Genomic DNA, 18385 nt, shown 5'->3' on the forward strand with positions numbered 1-18385 from the left:
AAAAGTAACTAAAAATATGACCATGTATTTAGTATGATGTATGTAATTCGAAAACTCAATGCTTTAAAAGCAGGAATGAAGGTCATACTATGATAAAAATCGTTTGCATCCCAAATAGTGACTTTATGAAAAACATTGCACGAACTCTTCGCACAACAAAGGGTATAAAGGTTATCGACGACGTAAGCAGGTCTGGAAGGAAATTAAACAATACGGTGGCATTGATTGATTTAGATAGATACGAAACTGACAATTTATTATCATTAATTAAAGATTTATCAGATAGAGAGATTAGAGTAATTGGTTTTATAGATGCCTGTTTAGGAGTAACTAATTTAAAGTTCATTGATGCTGGAGTAAATAGTATATTTGTAAAGTATGATTCAGTTACTGATAATATTGCAAAGGTAATTGAAAGTTTAAATAGAACTAATTATTATTTACCGAATAAGCTGATTTCGCCATTACTGCATGCTATTGAAGAAAGAAAAAGAGCAAACCAAGAGGCATTTGCTTATCGTATTGAAAAGTCTGGTTTTTCTATGACTAGAAAACAAATAGATATAGCATATTTATTAAGAAAGGGTTTTAGTAATAAAGAGATCGCATTATTCCTTGGAATATCAGAAGGGGCAACGAAAGTACATATTAGTAGAATATACGCTAAAATGGGCAATTCAACAAGAAATGAAGTAATTGATATATTTGATCGTTTAATGACTAGGCGTGGTTAAATGTCTTTTTATCCCGCATATAACTGGCAGTAAGATTCCCAATTCAAGCAATAAGGAGAAACCAAAATTGGTAAAAGGGGAATCAACTGCCAGTAAATGTCCGATTGGTTCGGGCCTACATGGAAGTAGGTCACAAAGGCGTTGCCACAGGACGTGGCGATTTAAGCCTTTGTACGTATTTGTTTCAGTAAAAGCCGGATGGAAGTTTCACTTTATCCCGCATATAACTGGCAGTAAGATTCCCAATTCAAGCAATAAGGAGAAACCAAAATTGGTAAAAGGGGAATCAACTGCCAGTAAATGTCCGATTGGTTCACCTAACCATCCGTGGGGATAACAAAGCTCCCACGGATGGAAGTTTCACTTTATGTAAGAGTTATGGTAAGAATGATCGTATTTGACGTAAATTTTCAAAAATATTATAATGTTACTATATTTAAAAGAAAGCGTATGCATGATATAAGTTACTGCAAGTTTCCCTTGTTGGCCCCTTATATCATCTGCAGCATCCTAAAGGGGATTCTTTCATTGTATAATGACAATACCATCTATGTAATTGGCGATGCAAAGGCACCGCAGAACAACCCAATTACGAAAAAGTACAGTCAATTTTTTCTAGCATTAGTGATTGATGCGACTACTGATGAGATTATTGATAGCGAATGCTCCTCAACGATACAATTAACCAATGCGTTTGTAAGATCATTATTTATTGGTCGAATGGTGGATGATAAGGGTATTGAGGAAGCGATTCGCAAGCGATATCAAGGTTCATCGCAAAAGGCGCTAGTTGTCGCCTATCATGATGCAAGATATAAATATAGCCAAGCGAAAGCTGCTTTGACTACAGAAGCCTAGTCGAAATCCAGCCTGACATTATTTGTTAGGCTGGATTTTTTATTTGGTCTGAAAATTAAGGTAATTGCATCTTGGATGGAGAATTATACAGGGAAAGTAATTGCTATGGAATACGTGAGCACCTTTTGTGGCAAAGGGGGAGAGGCAACAATCCGATGTTTCCATGTATAAAACGTAAGAAAGATATTATTTGATAATTAGGGGGAAAACAACATGATTACAGATGGTTTCTTTTATATTGCTGTCTTGGTAGCGTTAGCTGCACTGATGGTTGGAATAGAGAATAAATTTAGCTCGAACCGCTTTTTAAAATTCATCCCAGGTATTGTACTAATTTATATTGGGGCGGCCTTTTTGCAGACAATTGGTTTATTTGATAATGAAGCTACAGCACCTGCATATTCTACTGTGAAGAATGCTCTGCTTCCTGCAATGTTAATGATGATGCTATTGAAATGTGATATTCGCAGTATCATTAAACTTGGCCCACGCATGCTCGGTGGATATTTTGTTGCGGTAATTAGTATCATTCTTGGTTTTGCCATTGTGTACTTGATATTTAATCAATTTTATGTAGCGGATACATGGCGTGCTTTTGGAGCACTTGCAGGTAGTTGGACTGGTGGGAGCGCTAATATGGTGGCTCTTCAAGACATTCTACAGGTTCCAGAAAATATTTTTGGTTATGTGTTAATGATGGATACGATCAATTATGCAGTATGGGTCATGTTTATGTTCTGGTTGGTTCCGTTCGCAGGTGCGTTTAATCGTTGGACGAAAGCAGATACAACGATTATGGATAATGGCTTAGCAGAGGATGCAGGCAAAATGAATGATATGCAAGGTACGGAATTTAAGCATATGATGTACTTGCTTGGGATTGGTCTACTTGTCTCTGCGTTAGCAACGTTAGCTGGAAATCATTTACCAGCTTTAGGAGATGTGTTCAGTTCGACTACATGGACAATTCTAATTGCTTCTGTTATTGGATTAATACTTGGGCAAACACGTATATCTAAAATTCCAGGCGCATTAGATGTTTCCAATGTAATGTTGTATATTATCGTGGCATTAATCGCTTCGCAATCCGATTTCTCACAGATTGCCCAAGCTCCTATTTATCTGATTTCTGGTTTTTTAATTATGTTCATTCATTTAGTGATTATGCTGTTACTAGGAAAGCTGTTCAAATACGATTTATTTACACTAGGGATTGCCAGCTTAGCAAATATAGGAGGAATGGCCTCAGCACCGATGCTTGCTGCTTCCTATAGTCGTAGTTTAATCCCAGTAGGTGTAGTTATGGCATTAATTGGTTCCTTCCTCGGTACGTATTTTGGCATGTTTATAGGGAAAATACTTGAAATATTGTAAAGCTGCTATTCTTTAAGAAAATGGCATAAGATATCAGTAGATTCACAGAACAATAGAAAGATAGATCAATGTTTAAAAGTAGAAAAAGGAGGAAATTGTGTTGCTTATTGAGGATATACAGGTATCATACCGAAAAATCCCGTTGCACACCCCGTTTAAAACGGCATTGCGGACGGCAACTGAAATTGAAAGTATAACGATAATTATTCATTTAGAAAATGGCATGGTAGGTAAAGGAGAAGCAGCACCGACTTGGGTGATCACCGGTGATTCTGCACAAAGCATTCAAGCAGCTTTAGAAGGACCAATTAAACAGGCTATCTTGCATCAAGACCTTTCTCATTTCCAAACGCTGCTGGCAGCGGTCCAGAATAGTTGTATAGGAAATACGAGTGCCAAGGCAGCGGCTGATATGGCACTTTATGATGCATATAGCAAATGGTTGAATATCCCACTATATCAATTATTAGGTGATAATCAATCACTTCATACATCAATGACGGTTGGTGTCGATGATCCAGCGAAGATGGCAGCTGATGCCAAAAAATGGGTCGAAGCTGGTTATTCTCGTTTGAAAATTAAAGTAGGCTCCAAGCCAGAACTAGATATCGCAAGGGTTTCTGCGATAAGAGAAGCTATCCCTACGGATGTGTTGCTCAGGCTAGATGCGAATCAAGGCTGGCAACCGAAACAAGCTGTCCAGTTAATTAAAGAGATGGAACGAATGGATTCGGGAATAGAGTTTATTGAACAGCCAGTAAAAGCCAAGGATCTAGAAGGGCTAAAGTTTGTTACAGACCATGTGCAGACGGCAATTATGGCAGATGAGAGTATCTTTTCTCCGTTAGATGCATTTACGATTGTCAGTGGTCATTATGTGGATTTGTTAAATATTAAGTTAATGAAATGCGGTGGGATTCGGAATGCGCTAAGCATCGCTAATTTAGCTATGGTGCATCGAATTCCATGTATGATTGGCAGCATGATGGAATCTAGTTATTCTGTTGGAGCAGCAGCACACTTTGCCGCAGCTCATCCAAATGTACTCTACTATGACCTGGATGCTCCACTATGGTTAGTAGAACAGCCTACGGTAATTGATTATCAAGGTGAGAAATTACATCTATCATCTGCTGCTGGCATTGGCACAGTGAATCAACCGAAAGATTAACATGGAAAATCATAGAAGGAGGCAAATTCATGTTTGTAAAATGGATGAAAATACTAGGAATGGCGTTAATTGGATGTATCTTAGTAAAACCAATCATATCACAGGCGGCAGGCAATTCTGAGGAGCATGTATTTGAAGCCGAAGAAGATATGATTGCTTATATAGATGTTGCAGTCGCTACGCTTTGGACTGAGCCTAATATCTTACGGGAAGTGGATCAACCATCTGCGAGCAATCCAGTAGCTATTTGGAAATGGAAAGAAGATATGACGTATGAACAAGAATTGCAGTTGTCTGGTGATGGGATGCTGGAGACGCAGGCTCTGTATGGGAATAAAGTCACCATTCTTGAAACAGAAGGAGAGTGGGTGAAGGTTGCTGTTGATGGACAACCTACACCAAAAGAGGAATTAGGTTACAGCGGTTGGATGCCAGCTTCACAGCTCACCTATACAACGAAGTTCGCTAATAAAACTGATGATCCATTTGTTATGGTAGACGCACCAACTAGTTATTTATATCATACACCAGCTTTCCGCCATCAAGGAATGGAGATTAGCTATAATACACGCTTACCTTATCTAGGTGAATCCAAGCATGCATATCGTGTGATGCTACCATCTGGAAGTCATGCATGGGTGAAGAAAGCAGATGCCAAAACCTATGAATCTCAAAAAGCTATTCCGACGCCAACGGGACAAGCGTTAGTAGAGGCAGGGAAGCAATTCTTGGGCCTGCATTATCTGTGGGCAGGTATGAGTGGATTCGGATTTGACTGCTCTGGATTTACATTTACCCTGTATCAATCTCACGGGATAACGATTCCACGTGATTCCAGTATTCAAGCAACACATGGTGAGCCGGTGGCATATGAAGATATTCAGCCTGGAGACCTCTTGTTTTTTGCCCATGATCAGGGCAAGGGAAGTGTCCATCATGTTGCGATGTATGCTGGTGACGGTAAGATGATTCATTCACCAAATTCAAAAAAAGATGTGGAAATCATTCCAGTGACAACAAAAGGGTATTATGAGAAGCTTTCAGGTATTCGTAGGTATTTGTCGAAAACAGACTAAAGTGTTAGAAAGGATGGGTAAATAACCTGAACGCTTATCTCTAAAGTTACAAAAGATAAGCTTTAAAGTATTGGAAGTATACTCATGAGCAATTAGCTAATGGAAATAGGACAGAGGAAAGCTAGTTGTGATAACGAATTAGAGAGACTATTGCATATTTGTGCAATAGTCTTTTTACTTTCCTAAACAATTAAAAAGTAAACGTTTTGTATGATTAAATCAGTCATCCACTTCTCTTTTCTATGTATGGTTAAAACGTAAGTACTAAATTAATAGAGATAGTCTAATAGTAGTGTGTTTATTTTGAATAAAAATACCCTTTTAAATATTAAGGAAAGAATCTATACTCTAAACAACTGGTTATAACCACATGATTTTTAAATCTAATGGGAAGCCAGAAGAATGGAAGGATTACTTTGGCTAGTATTACTTCAATAACGTAATCGACTACGAAGGAGGGGTCATTTTTTAAAAGCTAGTTTTATAGCTAGGAAGAGAGAATAATTTTAAACGATAGGAAGTGATTAATAAAGTGGAGAAACTTTTAAAATTCCTCGTCTCTAACGCTGTTATCATAGTTGCGCTTACAATGTTGGCATCAGCTAGTTTTGCGCAGGAGGAGCAAAAAGATGAAACTGTAATTGGGAATCTTACAGACTTCTCTGTGGAAGAGAACACCTATACGTTATCCGCTGGTGATGCAAAGGTTCGTGTTGTTTTTTACAAGGATGATATGTTCCGGATTTGGTTGGCTCAAGATGGAGAATTTACGGATCCGGCTGGAGAAGATATCATCGTAAAACATGAATTTCCAGAGTTAACAACGAATTGGTCTAATGAAGGAGATTACTATCGTATTGATACCAAAGATGTGACATTGCGTGTTTATAAACAGCCATTGCGGTTTGAGCTATATGAATCAGACAATAAAACCGTTGTATGGAAGGAAATGAAAGGGTTATCATGGGATGATGAAGAAACGAGACAAACATTAAAACGTGCTGAAGAAGAACAGTTCTTTGGTGGTGGTATGCAAAATGGTCGATTTACTCATAGAGATGAAACGATAGAAATATCCACCTCTTATAATTGGGAAGATGGTGGACATCCGAATGCTGTTCCATTTTATATGAGTACAAGTGGTTATGGCGTTTTTCGAAACACCTTTTCTCCTGGATCTTATTCCTTTAACGACCCAGTAAAGGCAATACACAAAGAAAAAAGATTTGACTCCTATTATTTTTATGGACCTGATTTAAAAGAGATTCTGGACGGTTATACTGAGCTTACTGGTCGACCTTTTATGCCGCCATTATATGGTCTGGAGCTTGGCGATGCAGATTGCTATAATGACGAAGGGCAAACGACTATAGACTCTCTAGAGGTGGCAAATGGGTATCTACAATACGACATGCCTGTAGGCTGGATGCTTGTTAATGATGGGTATGGCTGTGGCTATGAAGGTCTGGTGGAAGTAGGTCAAGAATTAAGAGACCGGAATATTGAACTTGGGCTATGGACAGAAGACGGCTTGCCAGATCAGGAATATGAAGTTAGTGAAGCAGGAGTCCGTGTTAGAAAATTAGATGTTGCTTGGGTTGGACCAGGTTATCGATTTGCATTAAACGCTGCAAAAGAAGCCTATCAAGGCATCGAAGAAAATAGTAACGCACGGGGCTTTACCTGGATGGTTGAAGGTTGGTCCGGGGCTCAACGTTATGCTGTTCAGTGGACTGGTGATCAAACAGGATCATGGGAAAACATTCGCTTTCATATTCCAACAATTGCTGGTTCCGGATTATCTGGGCAGGCATTCACAACAGGAGATATTGATGGGATTTTTGGTGGAAGTGCAGAGACATACGTAAGAGACTTACAGTGGAAAGTATTTAATCCAGTATTAATGAGCATGTCAGGCTGGGCGGATACAGATAAACAGCCATGGAGGTATGGAGAACCGTATACCTCCATAAACCGAAAATACTTAAAGCTAAGACAACAGCTTTTGCCTTATATATATACCTATGCGGCAGAGGCACATCAAAGCGGCGTACCTTTAGCTCGCTCCATGGTGTTAGAATATCCTGACGACCCTGTAACTTGGAATAAAACGACACAATATCAATACTTGTTTGGCGAATCCATGCTTGTTGCTCCGGTATATGAAGATACAGAAACACGAGATGGGATTTATTTACCAAAAGGGAAATGGCTAGACTATTGGAGTGGTAAAGTTTATAACGGACCACGTATCGTGAACGATTATGATGCACCATTAGATAAACTTCCGCTGTTTGTTAAAGCTGGTGCGATTATTCCGATGTGGCCGGAAAATAATTCCTTTAAAGAATTAGCCAATGATCATCGAGTGATACTCGATATTTATCCCCATGGCGAAAGTAGTTTCTCCTTATATGAGGATGATGGTATTAGTCGGGAGTATCAAGATGGAGCCTCGGCTAAACAATTAATTACAACCAACGCACCGAAGAATGGTAAAGGTAATATTGAGATTACAGTTGGTTCCAGCGATGGCGAATATGATGGAAAACCAGAAAGCAGGCCGTATACCTTTACTGTTCATACAGGTGAAAAACCTGCAAATGTAGGGATCGGAAAAGGCAAGAAATTAATGGAATATGATTCGAAGGAAGATTTTGCAAAGGCAAGTGAAGGTTGGTACTATGATGCGGAAGATCGTAACGGTATTGTACACATAAAGACCAAACCAATGTCAACGAGTGAATCCTTCACAATGACAATACATGGATCCAGTAGTGTAGGAGATGACGAAGGTGATCCTGCAGCATTATTTCGCTTGGAAGTACCGGATGAGAAAAAAGCTGGAGATCCCATTACTGTGACAGCAAGCTTTCTGAATGGTTCGACCAAAAAAATGAAAGATGTGCTACTTTCATTAGAAGTACCTAATGGGTGGGAAGTAGATGGATCGACAAACGCTTTGTTTAATAAGCTGGATAAGGATAAAGAGGTCACTGCCACATTCACATTAATACCTCCAGAGCATACAGGCGAAGGTGAATATGATATAGTAGCCCATTCGACATTTAAACAGAGTGGAGATGATTATACCACTAATGCTTATTCGAACGTGTCTATTATGGATCCATATAAACTTAAACAATCGGAGATGACTGCAACTGCAACGAGCGAACAATCAGGTTCTGACCCAGCCGAAAATGCTATTGATGGAAACCAAAACACGATGTGGCATACGGATTGGTCTGGAGATGATAAGTTGCCACAATCTATCACCCTAGACCTTGGGGGCAAGCACGAAATTAATGAAGTTACCTATTTACCTAGACAGTCTGGGACTAATGGAATTATTACTAAATACAAGCTGTATACTAGTACCGATGGTGAAAATTTTAGAGAAATAGCAAATGGAGAGTGGAGTAACGATAAAGCGGAAAAAAGTATTCGTTTTGATTCAATAGAAGCGTCGCATATTAAATTAGAAGCAATTGAAGGTGTTGGAGGATTTGCTTCCGCAGCAGAACTAAATGTTTTTGTTTCAAAACGGCATCAAGATACGAGTACACAATCATTGTTGAAGTCGCTTCGTGATAATCGTGATAAAGTGTACACGGCAGATGCTTTCCATGAATTAGAATTACATTTGATAGCAGTGAGTCGTTATGAAAATAAACAAAAAGCAAAAAAAGTAGTGAAACACATGAAGGGGTGGAAAAGTCTACTTGATCAACAATTAGAAAAAGATGTAATATCTGATAAAGCTTTTGATAGCTTTCAAAAACAAGCTGATAAGCTAATTAAAAAGTGGAAGTAAATTTCACCTTGACGATCCATCTAAAATTCTGTAATAATAGAGTTAATTAAATATGGTACCTTTAATTCAGTCCAGAGAGGCTGACAAGGACAGCGGATATGTGTAGGGATATGTATTGATTTAACAATTATCCATAGTAAAGCTAGCAATGTTTTTGGATATGGATAGTCCCTTTGAACATAGGCTTCTTGTCGCAAGCGACTGGAAGCTTATTTTTTTACACCATATTCTCTTCTTGGGTTGGTACCACAACCAGGAGGAAAGATAGATGAAAAAAATGGACGTAGAGTTTTCATTAGAAGCAGTGCCGTTGCACAAACGCAATGGATTTTTTAAAACGCTTGTGGTCATGCTTGGATTGACCTTCTTTTCAGCAAGTATGATGTCTGGGGGAGAATTGGGACAAGGACTAACATTTGTACAATTTATTGGCATTGTGCTTGTGGGTAATTTAATTCTTGGTGGGTACACGGGGGCATTGGCGTATATAGCTGCAAAGACTGGATTATCTACACACTTACTTGCTCGATATGCATTTGGAGAAAAAGGATCGTTTCTTCCCTCGTTTCTGCTTGCTTTTACGCAAATTGGCTGGTTTGGAGTTGGCACCGCGATGTTTGCAGTGCCGGTCCAAAAAGTAACCGGTATAGATATCTATCTGTTGATTGCCATAGCAGGTATGGCTATGACATTTACTGCTTTTTTTGGCATGAAGGCTCTCGCTATCATTAGTTTTATTGCAGTACCATTAATTACGATATTAGGAAGTACATCTGTTTTTAAAGCAGCTGACAGTATAGGTGGTATGCAAGGATTATTGAATTATCAGCCAGAAGAAGCAATTAGTCTAGCAGCTGCTTTAACCATTTGTATTGGTTCATTTATTAGTGCAGGGACACTAACTCCAGATTTTACTCGATTTGCTCGTAAAAAACGATCAGCAGTTGTGACAACAGTCATTGCCTTTTTTATCGGAAATACACTGATGTTTGTTTTTGGAGCGATTGGTTCCATTGCAACAGGGTATGCAGATATTTCGGAAGTGATGTTTATGCAACAGCTCATTTTACCTGCAATTGTCGTATTGGGTTTAAATATTTGGACGACCAACGACAATGCGCTGTATGCTTCTGGACTTGGATTATCAAATATTACGAAGCTACCAAAGCAAAAACTTGTCATCTTTAACGGAATCATTGGAACATTAGCTGCGATGTGGCTATATAACAACTTTGTTGGATTTTTAACGTTATTAGGTTCTGCGCTACCACCAATAGGAGCAATCATTCTTGCAGATTTCTTTATCCTTCACCGGGGAAATTACCAGGCCTTTAGAAGCATGACGTTTCAAGCGATTAACTGGGTTGCGATAGTTGCGTGGGGAGCAGGGATTGCCGCAGCTATATTTATACCAGGTATTGCTCCACTTAATGCGCTAATTGGTTCAGCAGTCGTTCATGTAGTGGGGATGAGACTAGTCCAACTAAAGGAAAAACAGGTGATGACATCTAATGTAGAGAAGGTGAGTAATTAAAATGATTATTAAAAATGCTTCCTTACGAGGAAAAGCTGGAAAATGGGATATTACTATTAAGGATAAAATAATTACGTCTGTTACGCCTGCTAATACAAAAAGGAATGGGACAGATGCGATTGATGTAAAAGGTTCACTTGTGTTACCTCCATTTATTGAGCCTCATATTCATCTCGATACGACGCTTACTGCAGGAGAACCAGCATGGAATCAAAGTGGAACATTATTTGAGGGGATACAACGTTGGTCAGAACGGAAAGCTTCCTTAACGAAAAAGGATGTAAAAACCCGTGCTAAGAAAGCATTGACATGGCAAATTGCTCAAGGAATTCAACATGTACGTACACATGTTGATGTTACTGATCCGAAATTAATAGCTTTACAAGCATTATTAGAAGTTAAAGAAGAAATGGCACCTTATGTAGATTTACAGTTGGTAGCTTTTCCTCAAGAGGGAATCCTGTCCTATCCAAATGGTAAAGAATTAGTAGAAGAAGCATTAAAGTTAGGTGCGGACGTGGTTGGTGGAATCCCCCACTTTGAATTTACCCGTGAGTATGGTGTGGATTCGATGAAGATCGCTTTCGACCTAGCAGAAAGGTATGATCGTCTTGTTGATATTCACTGTGATGAGATTGATGACGAGCAATCACGTTTTGTAGAAGTAGTGGCTACAGAGGCATATGAACGCGGATTAGGTTCCAGGGTAACGGCCAGTCATACAACGGCTATGGGCTCCTATAATGATGCATATGCGTATAAGCTGTTTCGTTTATTAAGACTTTCAAATATCAATTTCATTTCCAATCCACTCGTTAATATCCATTTACAGGGACGATTTGATTCCTATCCGAAGCGACGTGGTTTAACGCGTGTGAAAGAATTACTAGAAGCAGAAATGAATGTCTGCTTCGGACATGATGATATCTTTGATCCGTGGTATCCACTTGGTACAGGAAATATGTTGCAGGTGCTCCATATGGGCATTCATGCTTCTCAATTAATGGGTTATGAACAAATTATTAATGCTATCGATCTCATTACAACAAACAGTGCAAAAACAATGAATATCGAAGAACATTATGGAATTGAAGCTGGAAAACCAGCAAACATAATCGTCTTGGATGCTGAAGATGAATACGAAGCTATTCGTAAACAAGCTTCCGTACTCTATTCAGTTCGTAATGGAATGATAATTGCTGAAACAAAACCAAGCGAATCACATGTTCATTTATTAGAAACAGCAAAGGTGGACTTTCAGAAATAGACTTAAAAGAGACTGATACAAAAGAATAAAGAAACAATTAAAAACGGACGATAATTAGTTGAATGAAGTGCCCCCTGTCAAGTAGACAGTGGAAATAATAAAAACTGACTTAAGCGGTTTTAGCTCTAAATTCGATAGGGCTAAGGCCGTTTAGTCGTTTTTGATATCTATCATAATTATAGAAATGTATATAGTCCTCTATGGATGCAGATAATTCTTCAAAGGACTCATATTTATTTAAATAATACTTCTCGCTTTTCAGTGTTCCCCAAAAAGATTCCATCGGCCCATTATCAATACATCGTCCGACTCGTGACATACTTTGCTTCATGTTTGCGGCATCTATCTTTTGCTTAAACATTTTAGATGTATACTGATACCCCCGATCGCTATGAATAAGCGGGCGATCTTGCAGATTTATTATATATAACTGGTAGTAAGCCTCTCACTTCAACCCAATAAAGTGAAATCAATGTTGGTAAATGGGAGACTGCCAATATTGGTTCAAAGGCATTTAGGTCACACACTTGTGGTACGAACAATCAGTGAGAGAAAACAAAACCCTCATTGATTAAAGTTTCACTTTATGGAAAAATTATAATCAAAAGTTAGTAAGACTGCATTCTTCCTTTGGTAATTTATTAAACTTGACAGGTTTTCGGAAAAAATGTATCCTTTAACGCTGTGTGTTAATTTAAAAATGCTTATTAAATCTCACATACAACTGACTAAATAAGTGAAAAGCAAAAAGGTCAGTATATGGTTATGTGAGATTTTTTTGTATGGAATTGAGAGGAGCAGATTGTTGAAGAATAGAAAGAAGCAAGATCAAACCATAGATAAGCCAGTTCTTTTTCTAAGTGGAGGGGCGCTACTTGCCTTTGTAATTCTTGCATTAATAAACCAGGAAATGGTCACCTATGTAGTTAATACGATGTTTAATTGGTCGGTAACCTATTTCGGCTCGATATATCAAGTTCTAATGGTAGGAACTCTAGTCATTGCATTAATACTTGGGTATTCAAAGTTTGGGAAAATTCGTTTAGGAAAATTAGAAAAGCCTGAGATTGGAACGTTCAAGTGGATTTCGATTATTATGTGTACGCTGCTAGCGGCAGGTGGTGTTTTTTGGGCAGCGGCAGAACCGTTGAGCCATTTTTTAACCATCCCACCACATTTCTCAGGAATTGAGGCTGGGACTACAGAAGCAGTAGTACCTGCACTTGCAGCAAGTTTTGTCGATTGGGGTTTTGTCTCATGGGCAATTTTAGGAACATTAGGTACGATTGTATTCATGTATTCCCATTATCATCGAAATGCACCATTAAAGCCAAGATCGATGCTTTATCCGATCTTTGGCGATAAGATTATGAAAAAAAGTGCACTTGGTACGTTTGTTGATGCCTTTTCGATTGTGTCAGTGGCAGCTGGTACGATTGGTCCAATTGGATTCCTTGGATTACAAGCAGGTTATGGATTAAGTGCATTGTTCGGTGTACCAAATAATTTATTTGTACAATGTCTTATTGTTATCGTTATTGTTCTAGCAGCTGGGATTTCTGCTGCGACAGGAATTCATAAAGGAATCCAAATTTTAAGCAGCTATAATATTATTCTCGCAGTTTGTTTAATGGTTGCTGTGATTATTCTAGGTCCAGCATTATTTATTTTTGATTCCTATTTGCAATCATTTGGATTATATGTCCAAGACTTCCTAACCTTAAACACCTTCCGTGGAGATGGAGCTTGGCTTGGCTTATGGACCGTTTTTTTCTTTGCTTGGTTCATTGGCTATGGTCCAATGATGGCGATGTTTGTTAGTCGTATTTCTCGTGGTCGCACAATTCGAGAGCTTGTAACTGCTGTTGCGGTAATTGCACCTGTGGTAACGACGTTCTGGTTTACAGTTGTTGGTGGCACAGGGATTTTTGCTGAAATGAATAACCCTGGTGCCGTATCTGAAGCTTTAAATAGTGCTGGACCTCCAGCAGCTATGATTGCTATCGCAGAACAATTGCCACTTGGTACGATTATCGGTTTCTTCTTTTTAGTAGCAACTATTGTGTTTGTATTAACGACAACCGATTCGATGTCATTAACCATCTCGATGGCGATTACAGGTAATGGAGACCCATCGAAATTCCTGCGTGTGTTCTGGGCAATTCTTATGGGACTTGTCGCAACTGTACTCATCACTATTGGCGAGGATAGTGTTGGATCGCTACAATCCTTTATTGTGGTGACGGCTGTTCCTGTATCGTTACTCATGTTAACCACATTTTGGACCGCGCCACGCGCAACTCGTGAACTTGCAAAAGAACAAAAGATTGATGAAGTTAAACGCTATACCAAATAAAAGAGATGTTAAGGGGCTGGCTCATTAGGTCAGCTCTTTTGTTAGTAGAGAATGGCAAAAAAATAGAAAATTGTTCATTTTTGGTAGACGAATAGTCCAAAATCATGTATTTTATAGACAAATGCATATTGAATAATTAAATTACGCTTCACTAGGGGTGCCTTTACGTAATGGCTGAGATCTATGTGTGACATGGAGACCCTTTGAACCTGAACTGGAGTAAGAACCAGCGGAGGAAAGTGACAGGAGTAGTGTGTATCAGCGACATATACCTTTTTTAGGATATCGTTATAGATTCATGCCACTTTTCCTTTGCTGGAAAAGTGGCATTTTTTTGTAGAAAAGGAGAGGAAGTGATGAAACTAATTGCGGTGACTACCGGTGAACAGGAGGAGAAATACCTTATCCAGACAATAGCGAGTATTATTCCCTATCTTGATGCTGTCATTCTACGAGAAAAACAAATGACCGAGCAGGACTATTCTTTGTTCATTCAACGTGTGCTTGCACAAGGAGTTCCGGAAGAAAAACTAATTATTCATGGCCATACAACACTACCTGGTGAAACGAATGTGAAGACACTTCACCTTTCAGAAAAGCGAATACAAGAGGTACACGATCTCCGAAAACAATCCCCCGGTTTACAAGTAGGGGTATCGACGCACTCCAACGAAGTAGCTAAGAGAGCGGAGCAGCTAGGTGCTACGTATATTTTGTATGGTCATGTCTTTTCGACAGCGAGCAAGAAAGGGGTGAAACCAAAAGGAGTAGAGAAATTAGCAGCAGTTGCAAAAGAGGTGAGCATTCCCGTTTATGCAATCGGTGGAATCACAAGCGCAAAGGTAACGGATATTTATCAAGCGAAGGCAAGTGGGATTGCTGTAATGTCAGGTGTTTTTAGTCAAAATAATCCACTGCAGGCAGTGCAATCGTTTCGAAAGGAGGTGAATCGATATGAAGAGACACGTTGATGTAGTGGTTATAGGTGGAGGCGTTATTGGGCAATCCATTGCTTACTATTTAAGTAAAAGTAGGGTTGTAACGACGGTAATTGAACAAGGTAGAAGTGGAAGAAAAGCTACACAAGCTGCTGCGGGCATGCTTGGTGTACACACAGAAAATGATCAGGAAGGTACGTATTATCAATTTTGCCAAGCAAGTAGAAATATGTATGCATCTCTAAGCAAAGAACTATTTTCGTTATCAGGGATTGATATTCAGCTTTCCACCAACGGTATGCTCGAGATAGCTACGAATGAAGAACAGAAGCAAAGACTGCGAGCAAAACAAAATGCATTTGAAGGCTTAGAATGGTTGGATGCGGAAGGGATTAGGCAACGAACATCAGCTTTATCCCAGGCAGTAGGGGGATTATATATGCGGCGAGATGGACATGTAGAACCATTGAAAGTGTGTGAAGCTTTTAAACAGGCATCTTTATCAATGGGAGGTCAGTTGATCGAGAATTGTCAAGTTGGAGAAATAGTCCATGACCATGATGTTTTTCATATTCAAATCGATAACGATGTTATCTCAGCTGATCATGTTGTTGTAGCGGCAGGTGTAAAAAGTGGGAGGTGGTTTGAAGCGACAGGATTAATGAATCCAATGGTCCCAACAAAAGGAGAATGCTTTGCCATAAAGCCAAGCATTCAATCTATTCAGCAGACGTTATTCTTTCACAATCTGTATTTGGTACCAAAACGAGACGGACGCTATATTATTGGTGCAACTAGCTATCATGATGATAGCAATAGTTATACGTCAACAGGTGGCATTTTTGAATTAATGAATCACTTATTGAAGTTGTTCCCATCGTTTAAGCAGGAAGAACTGCATAGCTGTTGGACTGGTGTTCGTCCGGGCACCAAAGATGGTAAGCCAATTATTGGAGAACATCCTGAGATTCCCCATTTGTATTTTGCAACCGGACATTATCGAAATGGTATTCTTCTTGCTCCTGCTACAGGGAAACTAGTTAGTGATATGGTCTTAAAGCGTTATGTACCATCATCGATCCAGCGTCTTTTTACACCAAACCGTTTCAGGAAAGAGGGGATCACATATGCAGATACACGTGAACGGACGTCAGGTGGAGGTAGCTAAGGATTCAACTATTGGCGAGTTACTAAAAAGCTTTAACATTCAAGCGAAACTCGCGGTAGTCGAACAGAATCAACAAATTATTAATAAAACAGTGTATGACGAAGCAATATTAACTAATGGGGATACTATTGAAATTGTTCATTTTGTAGGAGGAGGATAAGTCATGTTAACAATTGGCGGAAAATCATTTCATTCCCGACTGATGCTAGGTACTGGAAAGTACCCGACATTTCAAAGTCAAAAGAAGGCGGTGATAGCATCCAAAACAGAAATATTAACCTTTGCCGTCAGGAGAATGAACATATTTGATGAAAACGAGCCGAATCTGTTAGAAGAATTAGATTTGCAGCAATATGATTTACTACCAAATACTGCTGGCGCTAAGACAGCAAATGAGGCGGTAAGAATTGCCCGTTTAGCTAAGGCTACAGGTTTATGTGACATGATTAAAGTGGAAGTTATCGGTTGTGAGAAAACCTTGCTGCCTGATCCTTTTGAAACGATGAAAGCTTCAGTACAACTGCTAGAGGAGGGCTTCACTGTATTAACCTATACCTCTGATGATGTTGTATTAGCAAAACGATTGGAAGAAGCAGGTGTACATGCAATTATGCCAGGGGCTTCACCAATTGGATCGGGTCAAGGCATTATTAATACAATGAATTTGCAATTTATTATCGAACAATCCGACATCCCCGTAATTGTCGATGCAGGGATTGGTTCTCCGAGTGATGCCGCTTATGCCATGGAGCTTGGAGCAGATGGGGTTTTATTAAATACAGCTGTATCTGGCGCAAAAGATCCAATTCAAATGGCGGAAGCGATGAGGTTGGCTGTACAATCTGGACGATTAGGATATAAAGCAGGCCGTATTCCCAAACGAATGTACGGAATGAAGAGTAGTCCAGAGACGGCGATGATTGAATGATAACAGGACGGTATGCTCGCCAGGAACGCTTTGCCCCAATTGGACAGACTGGCCAGCGCCAATTAGTGACCAAACATGTTGTCGTAATTGGCGCTGGAGCATTAGGAAGTGCAAATGCGGAAATGCTTGTTCGAGCAGGAATAGGTAAGCTGACGCTGGTTGATCGCGATTATATCGAACTTAGTAATCTTCAGCGTCAGCAGCTTTATACAGAAGATGATGCGAGACAGAATCGAACGAAGGCAAAAGCAGCTCAACGAAGATTAAAAGCGATTAATCCGGAAGTGGAGATTACGGGAATTGTAGAAGAGTTTTCTGAGGAGAATGGAGAGAAAATAGTACAAGATGCCGATTTTGTTATTGATGGAACAGATAATTTTCAAACGCGTTTTGTAATGAATGATGTGTTAGCAAAACATCGTAAACCTTGGGCATATGGTGGCTGCTTACAGAGTACTGCCATCGCACTTACCATTATTCCTGGAAAAACTCCTTGTTTACAATGTTTAATTGATCACCTTCCTCAGGAAGGGAAAACCTGTGATACGGTTGGAATTATTTCTCCTGCGGTACAGGTGACAGCTGCCTATCAGACAACGGAGTGCTTAAAATACTTAACAGATAATGGTACATCTCCGGAGTTAGTACAAGTCGATATATGGGGACGGTCATATAGTGCGATTAATGTAAGTAGGTTAGTAGATCCCATTTGTTCATCTTGTTCTCAATCAGCAATTTATCCTTATTTAACCAAGGAAAAAGGGTTGAAAACGGCTATGCTTTGTGGAAGAGATACGGTACAAGTAAGACCAGGAGAAAAAGGGAGCTTATCAGTTTCTAATTTAGTGAAAGAGATCGGTAACCTTACGGATAAAATTAGAGATAATGGTGAAGTCCTCATTTTTGAAATTGACGATGTTCGTTTTGTCGTGTTTCAAGATGGCAGAACCTTAATACATGGCGTTAGCGATGTGAATACTGCCAAGCAATTATATCAGCGCTATATTGGCGCGTAGTTTTTAAGGTGGTACACTGGATGAAGTTTTTTCTCTATAAAGTAGAATATGACGGCGGAAGCCAGTGGAGGGAATAAAAGGAAATATTATAAGACAGGTGATCAAGCAAACGTTGGTCATAGTATTATCCGATTATAGCTAGTATTAGGAA

14 protein-coding genes, 1 pseudogene and 1 riboswitch are annotated in these 18385 nt (G+C 39.3%); of the genes and pseudogenes, 14 read left to right on the forward strand and 1 reads right to left on the reverse strand.

The window, feature by feature from the left end; translation table 11 throughout:
- The first annotated feature begins 89 nt into the window (after nucleotides 1–89).
- The 8 genes from RVS70_RS03285 (at nucleotide 90) to RVS70_RS03320 (ending at nucleotide 11828) form a co-directional block, all read left to right on the forward strand.
- Nucleotides 90–734 (forward strand): LuxR C-terminal-related transcriptional regulator, encoded by a 645-nt coding sequence (locus tag RVS70_RS03285; RefSeq protein ID WP_166530129.1) that lies wholly within the window; start codon nucleotides 90–92, stop codon nucleotides 732–734.
- 528 nt (nucleotides 735–1262) lie between these two features.
- Nucleotides 1263–1592 (forward strand): DUF3870 domain-containing protein, encoded by a 330-nt coding sequence (locus tag RVS70_RS03290; protein ID WP_026682076.1) that lies wholly within the window; start codon nucleotides 1263–1265, stop codon nucleotides 1590–1592.
- A 213-nt stretch (nucleotides 1593–1805) separates the two neighbouring features.
- Complete coding sequence (locus tag RVS70_RS03295) at nucleotides 1806–2966, forward strand: DUF819 domain-containing protein (protein WP_321132498.1); 1161 nt, start codon at nucleotides 1806–1808, stop codon at nucleotides 2964–2966.
- Nucleotides 2967–3066: 100 nt separating this feature from the next.
- On the forward strand, nucleotides 3067–4137 hold the full coding sequence (locus RVS70_RS03300; RefSeq protein WP_026682074.1) for a dipeptide epimerase: 1071 nt from the start codon (nucleotides 3067–3069) through the stop codon (nucleotides 4135–4137).
- A gap of 44 nt (nucleotides 4138–4181) precedes the next feature.
- Nucleotides 4182–5213: an NlpC/P60 family protein gene (locus tag RVS70_RS03305; RefSeq protein ID WP_374487857.1), complete on the forward strand. Its 1032-nt coding sequence runs from the start codon at nucleotides 4182–4184 to the stop codon at nucleotides 5211–5213.
- 532 nt (nucleotides 5214–5745) lie between these two features.
- The gene (locus tag RVS70_RS03310) at nucleotides 5746–9027 is read left to right on the forward strand and encodes a TIM-barrel domain-containing protein (protein WP_321132499.1); all 3282 of its coding nucleotides are present in this window, start codon (nucleotides 5746–5748) and stop codon (nucleotides 9025–9027) included.
- A gap of 268 nt (nucleotides 9028–9295) precedes the next feature.
- A complete protein-coding gene (gene codB, locus RVS70_RS03315; RefSeq protein ID WP_026682443.1) occupies nucleotides 9296–10561 on the forward strand; it encodes a cytosine permease in 1266 nt (421 codons plus the stop codon).
- Nucleotide 10562: 1 nt separating this feature from the next.
- Nucleotides 10563–11828 carry a cytosine deaminase gene (locus RVS70_RS03320; RefSeq protein ID WP_026682442.1) on the forward strand — a complete coding sequence of 422 codons (1266 nt, stop codon included), beginning with the start codon at nucleotides 10563–10565 and terminating at the stop codon, nucleotides 11826–11828.
- Between the two features lie 109 nt (nucleotides 11829–11937).
- On the opposite strand, the pseudogene RVS70_RS03325 reads toward RVS70_RS03320, so the two are convergent.
- Nucleotides 11938–12234 (reverse strand): annotated as a pseudogene (locus RVS70_RS03325) (transposase); the annotation flags it as partial.
- Between the two features lie 399 nt (nucleotides 12235–12633).
- Between RVS70_RS03325 and RVS70_RS03330 the strand changes: the two are divergent.
- From RVS70_RS03330 to RVS70_RS03355, 6 genes are all read left to right on the forward strand, one after another.
- On the forward strand, nucleotides 12634–14184 hold the full coding sequence (locus tag RVS70_RS03330) for a BCCT family transporter (protein WP_026682441.1): 1551 nt from the start codon (nucleotides 12634–12636) through the stop codon (nucleotides 14182–14184).
- Nucleotides 14185–14327: 143 nt separating this feature from the next.
- Nucleotides 14328–14439, forward strand: a riboswitch (TPP riboswitch).
- 101 nt (nucleotides 14440–14540) lie between these two features.
- Nucleotides 14541–15155, forward strand: a complete 615-nt coding sequence (locus RVS70_RS03335) for a thiamine phosphate synthase (protein WP_026682440.1) — start codon at nucleotides 14541–14543, stop codon at nucleotides 15153–15155.
- A complete protein-coding gene (gene thiO / locus RVS70_RS03340; protein ID WP_321132502.1) occupies nucleotides 15139–16290 on the forward strand; it encodes a glycine oxidase ThiO in 1152 nt (383 codons plus the stop codon). Before RVS70_RS03335 ends, thiO begins: the two co-directional genes overlap by 17 nt.
- Complete coding sequence (gene thiS, locus RVS70_RS03345) at nucleotides 16250–16450, forward strand: sulfur carrier protein ThiS (protein ID WP_321132503.1); 201 nt, start codon at nucleotides 16250–16252, stop codon at nucleotides 16448–16450. Before thiO ends, thiS begins: the two co-directional genes overlap by 41 nt.
- A 3-nt stretch (nucleotides 16451–16453) precedes the next feature.
- A complete protein-coding gene (locus RVS70_RS03350; RefSeq protein WP_121603822.1) occupies nucleotides 16454–17218 on the forward strand; it encodes a thiazole synthase in 765 nt (254 codons plus the stop codon).
- On the forward strand, nucleotides 17218–18234 hold the full coding sequence (locus RVS70_RS03355) for a ThiF family adenylyltransferase (RefSeq protein ID WP_121605783.1): 1017 nt from the start codon (nucleotides 17218–17220) through the stop codon (nucleotides 18232–18234). Before RVS70_RS03350 ends, RVS70_RS03355 begins: the two co-directional genes overlap by 1 nt.
- Nucleotides 18235–18385: the final 151 nt, after the last annotated feature.

Origin of the sequence: Virgibacillus sp. M23 (genome assembly GCF_034190895.1) — a bacterium.
Classification (GTDB): Bacteria; Bacillota; Bacilli; order Bacillales; family Amphibacillaceae; genus Virgibacillus; species Virgibacillus salarius.

Bases quoted from the DNA above. Each gene is read 5' to 3' on its own strand.
- RVS70_RS03285 (WP_166530129.1), top strand. From the start codon at position 90: ATGATAAAAATCGTTTGCATCCCAAATAGTGACTTTATGAAAAACATT.
- RVS70_RS03295 (WP_321132498.1), top strand. From the start codon at position 1,806: ATGATTACAGATGGTTTCTTTTATATTGCTGTCTTGGTAGCGTTAGCT.
- RVS70_RS03305 (WP_374487857.1), top strand. From the start codon at position 4,182: ATGAAAATACTAGGAATGGCGTTAATTGGATGTATCTTAGTAAAACCA.
- codB (WP_026682443.1), top strand. From the start codon at position 9,296: ATGAAAAAAATGGACGTAGAGTTTTCATTAGAAGCAGTGCCGTTGCAC.
- RVS70_RS03320 (WP_026682442.1), top strand. From the start codon at position 10,563: ATGATTATTAAAAATGCTTCCTTACGAGGAAAAGCTGGAAAATGGGAT.
- RVS70_RS03335 (WP_026682440.1), top strand. From the start codon at position 14,541: ATGAAACTAATTGCGGTGACTACCGGTGAACAGGAGGAGAAATACCTT.
- thiO (WP_321132502.1), top strand. From the start codon at position 15,139: ATGAAGAGACACGTTGATGTAGTGGTTATAGGTGGAGGCGTTATTGGG.
- thiS (WP_321132503.1), top strand. From the start codon at position 16,250: ATGCAGATACACGTGAACGGACGTCAGGTGGAGGTAGCTAAGGATTCA.
- RVS70_RS03350 (WP_121603822.1), top strand. From the start codon at position 16,454: ATGTTAACAATTGGCGGAAAATCATTTCATTCCCGACTGATGCTAGGT.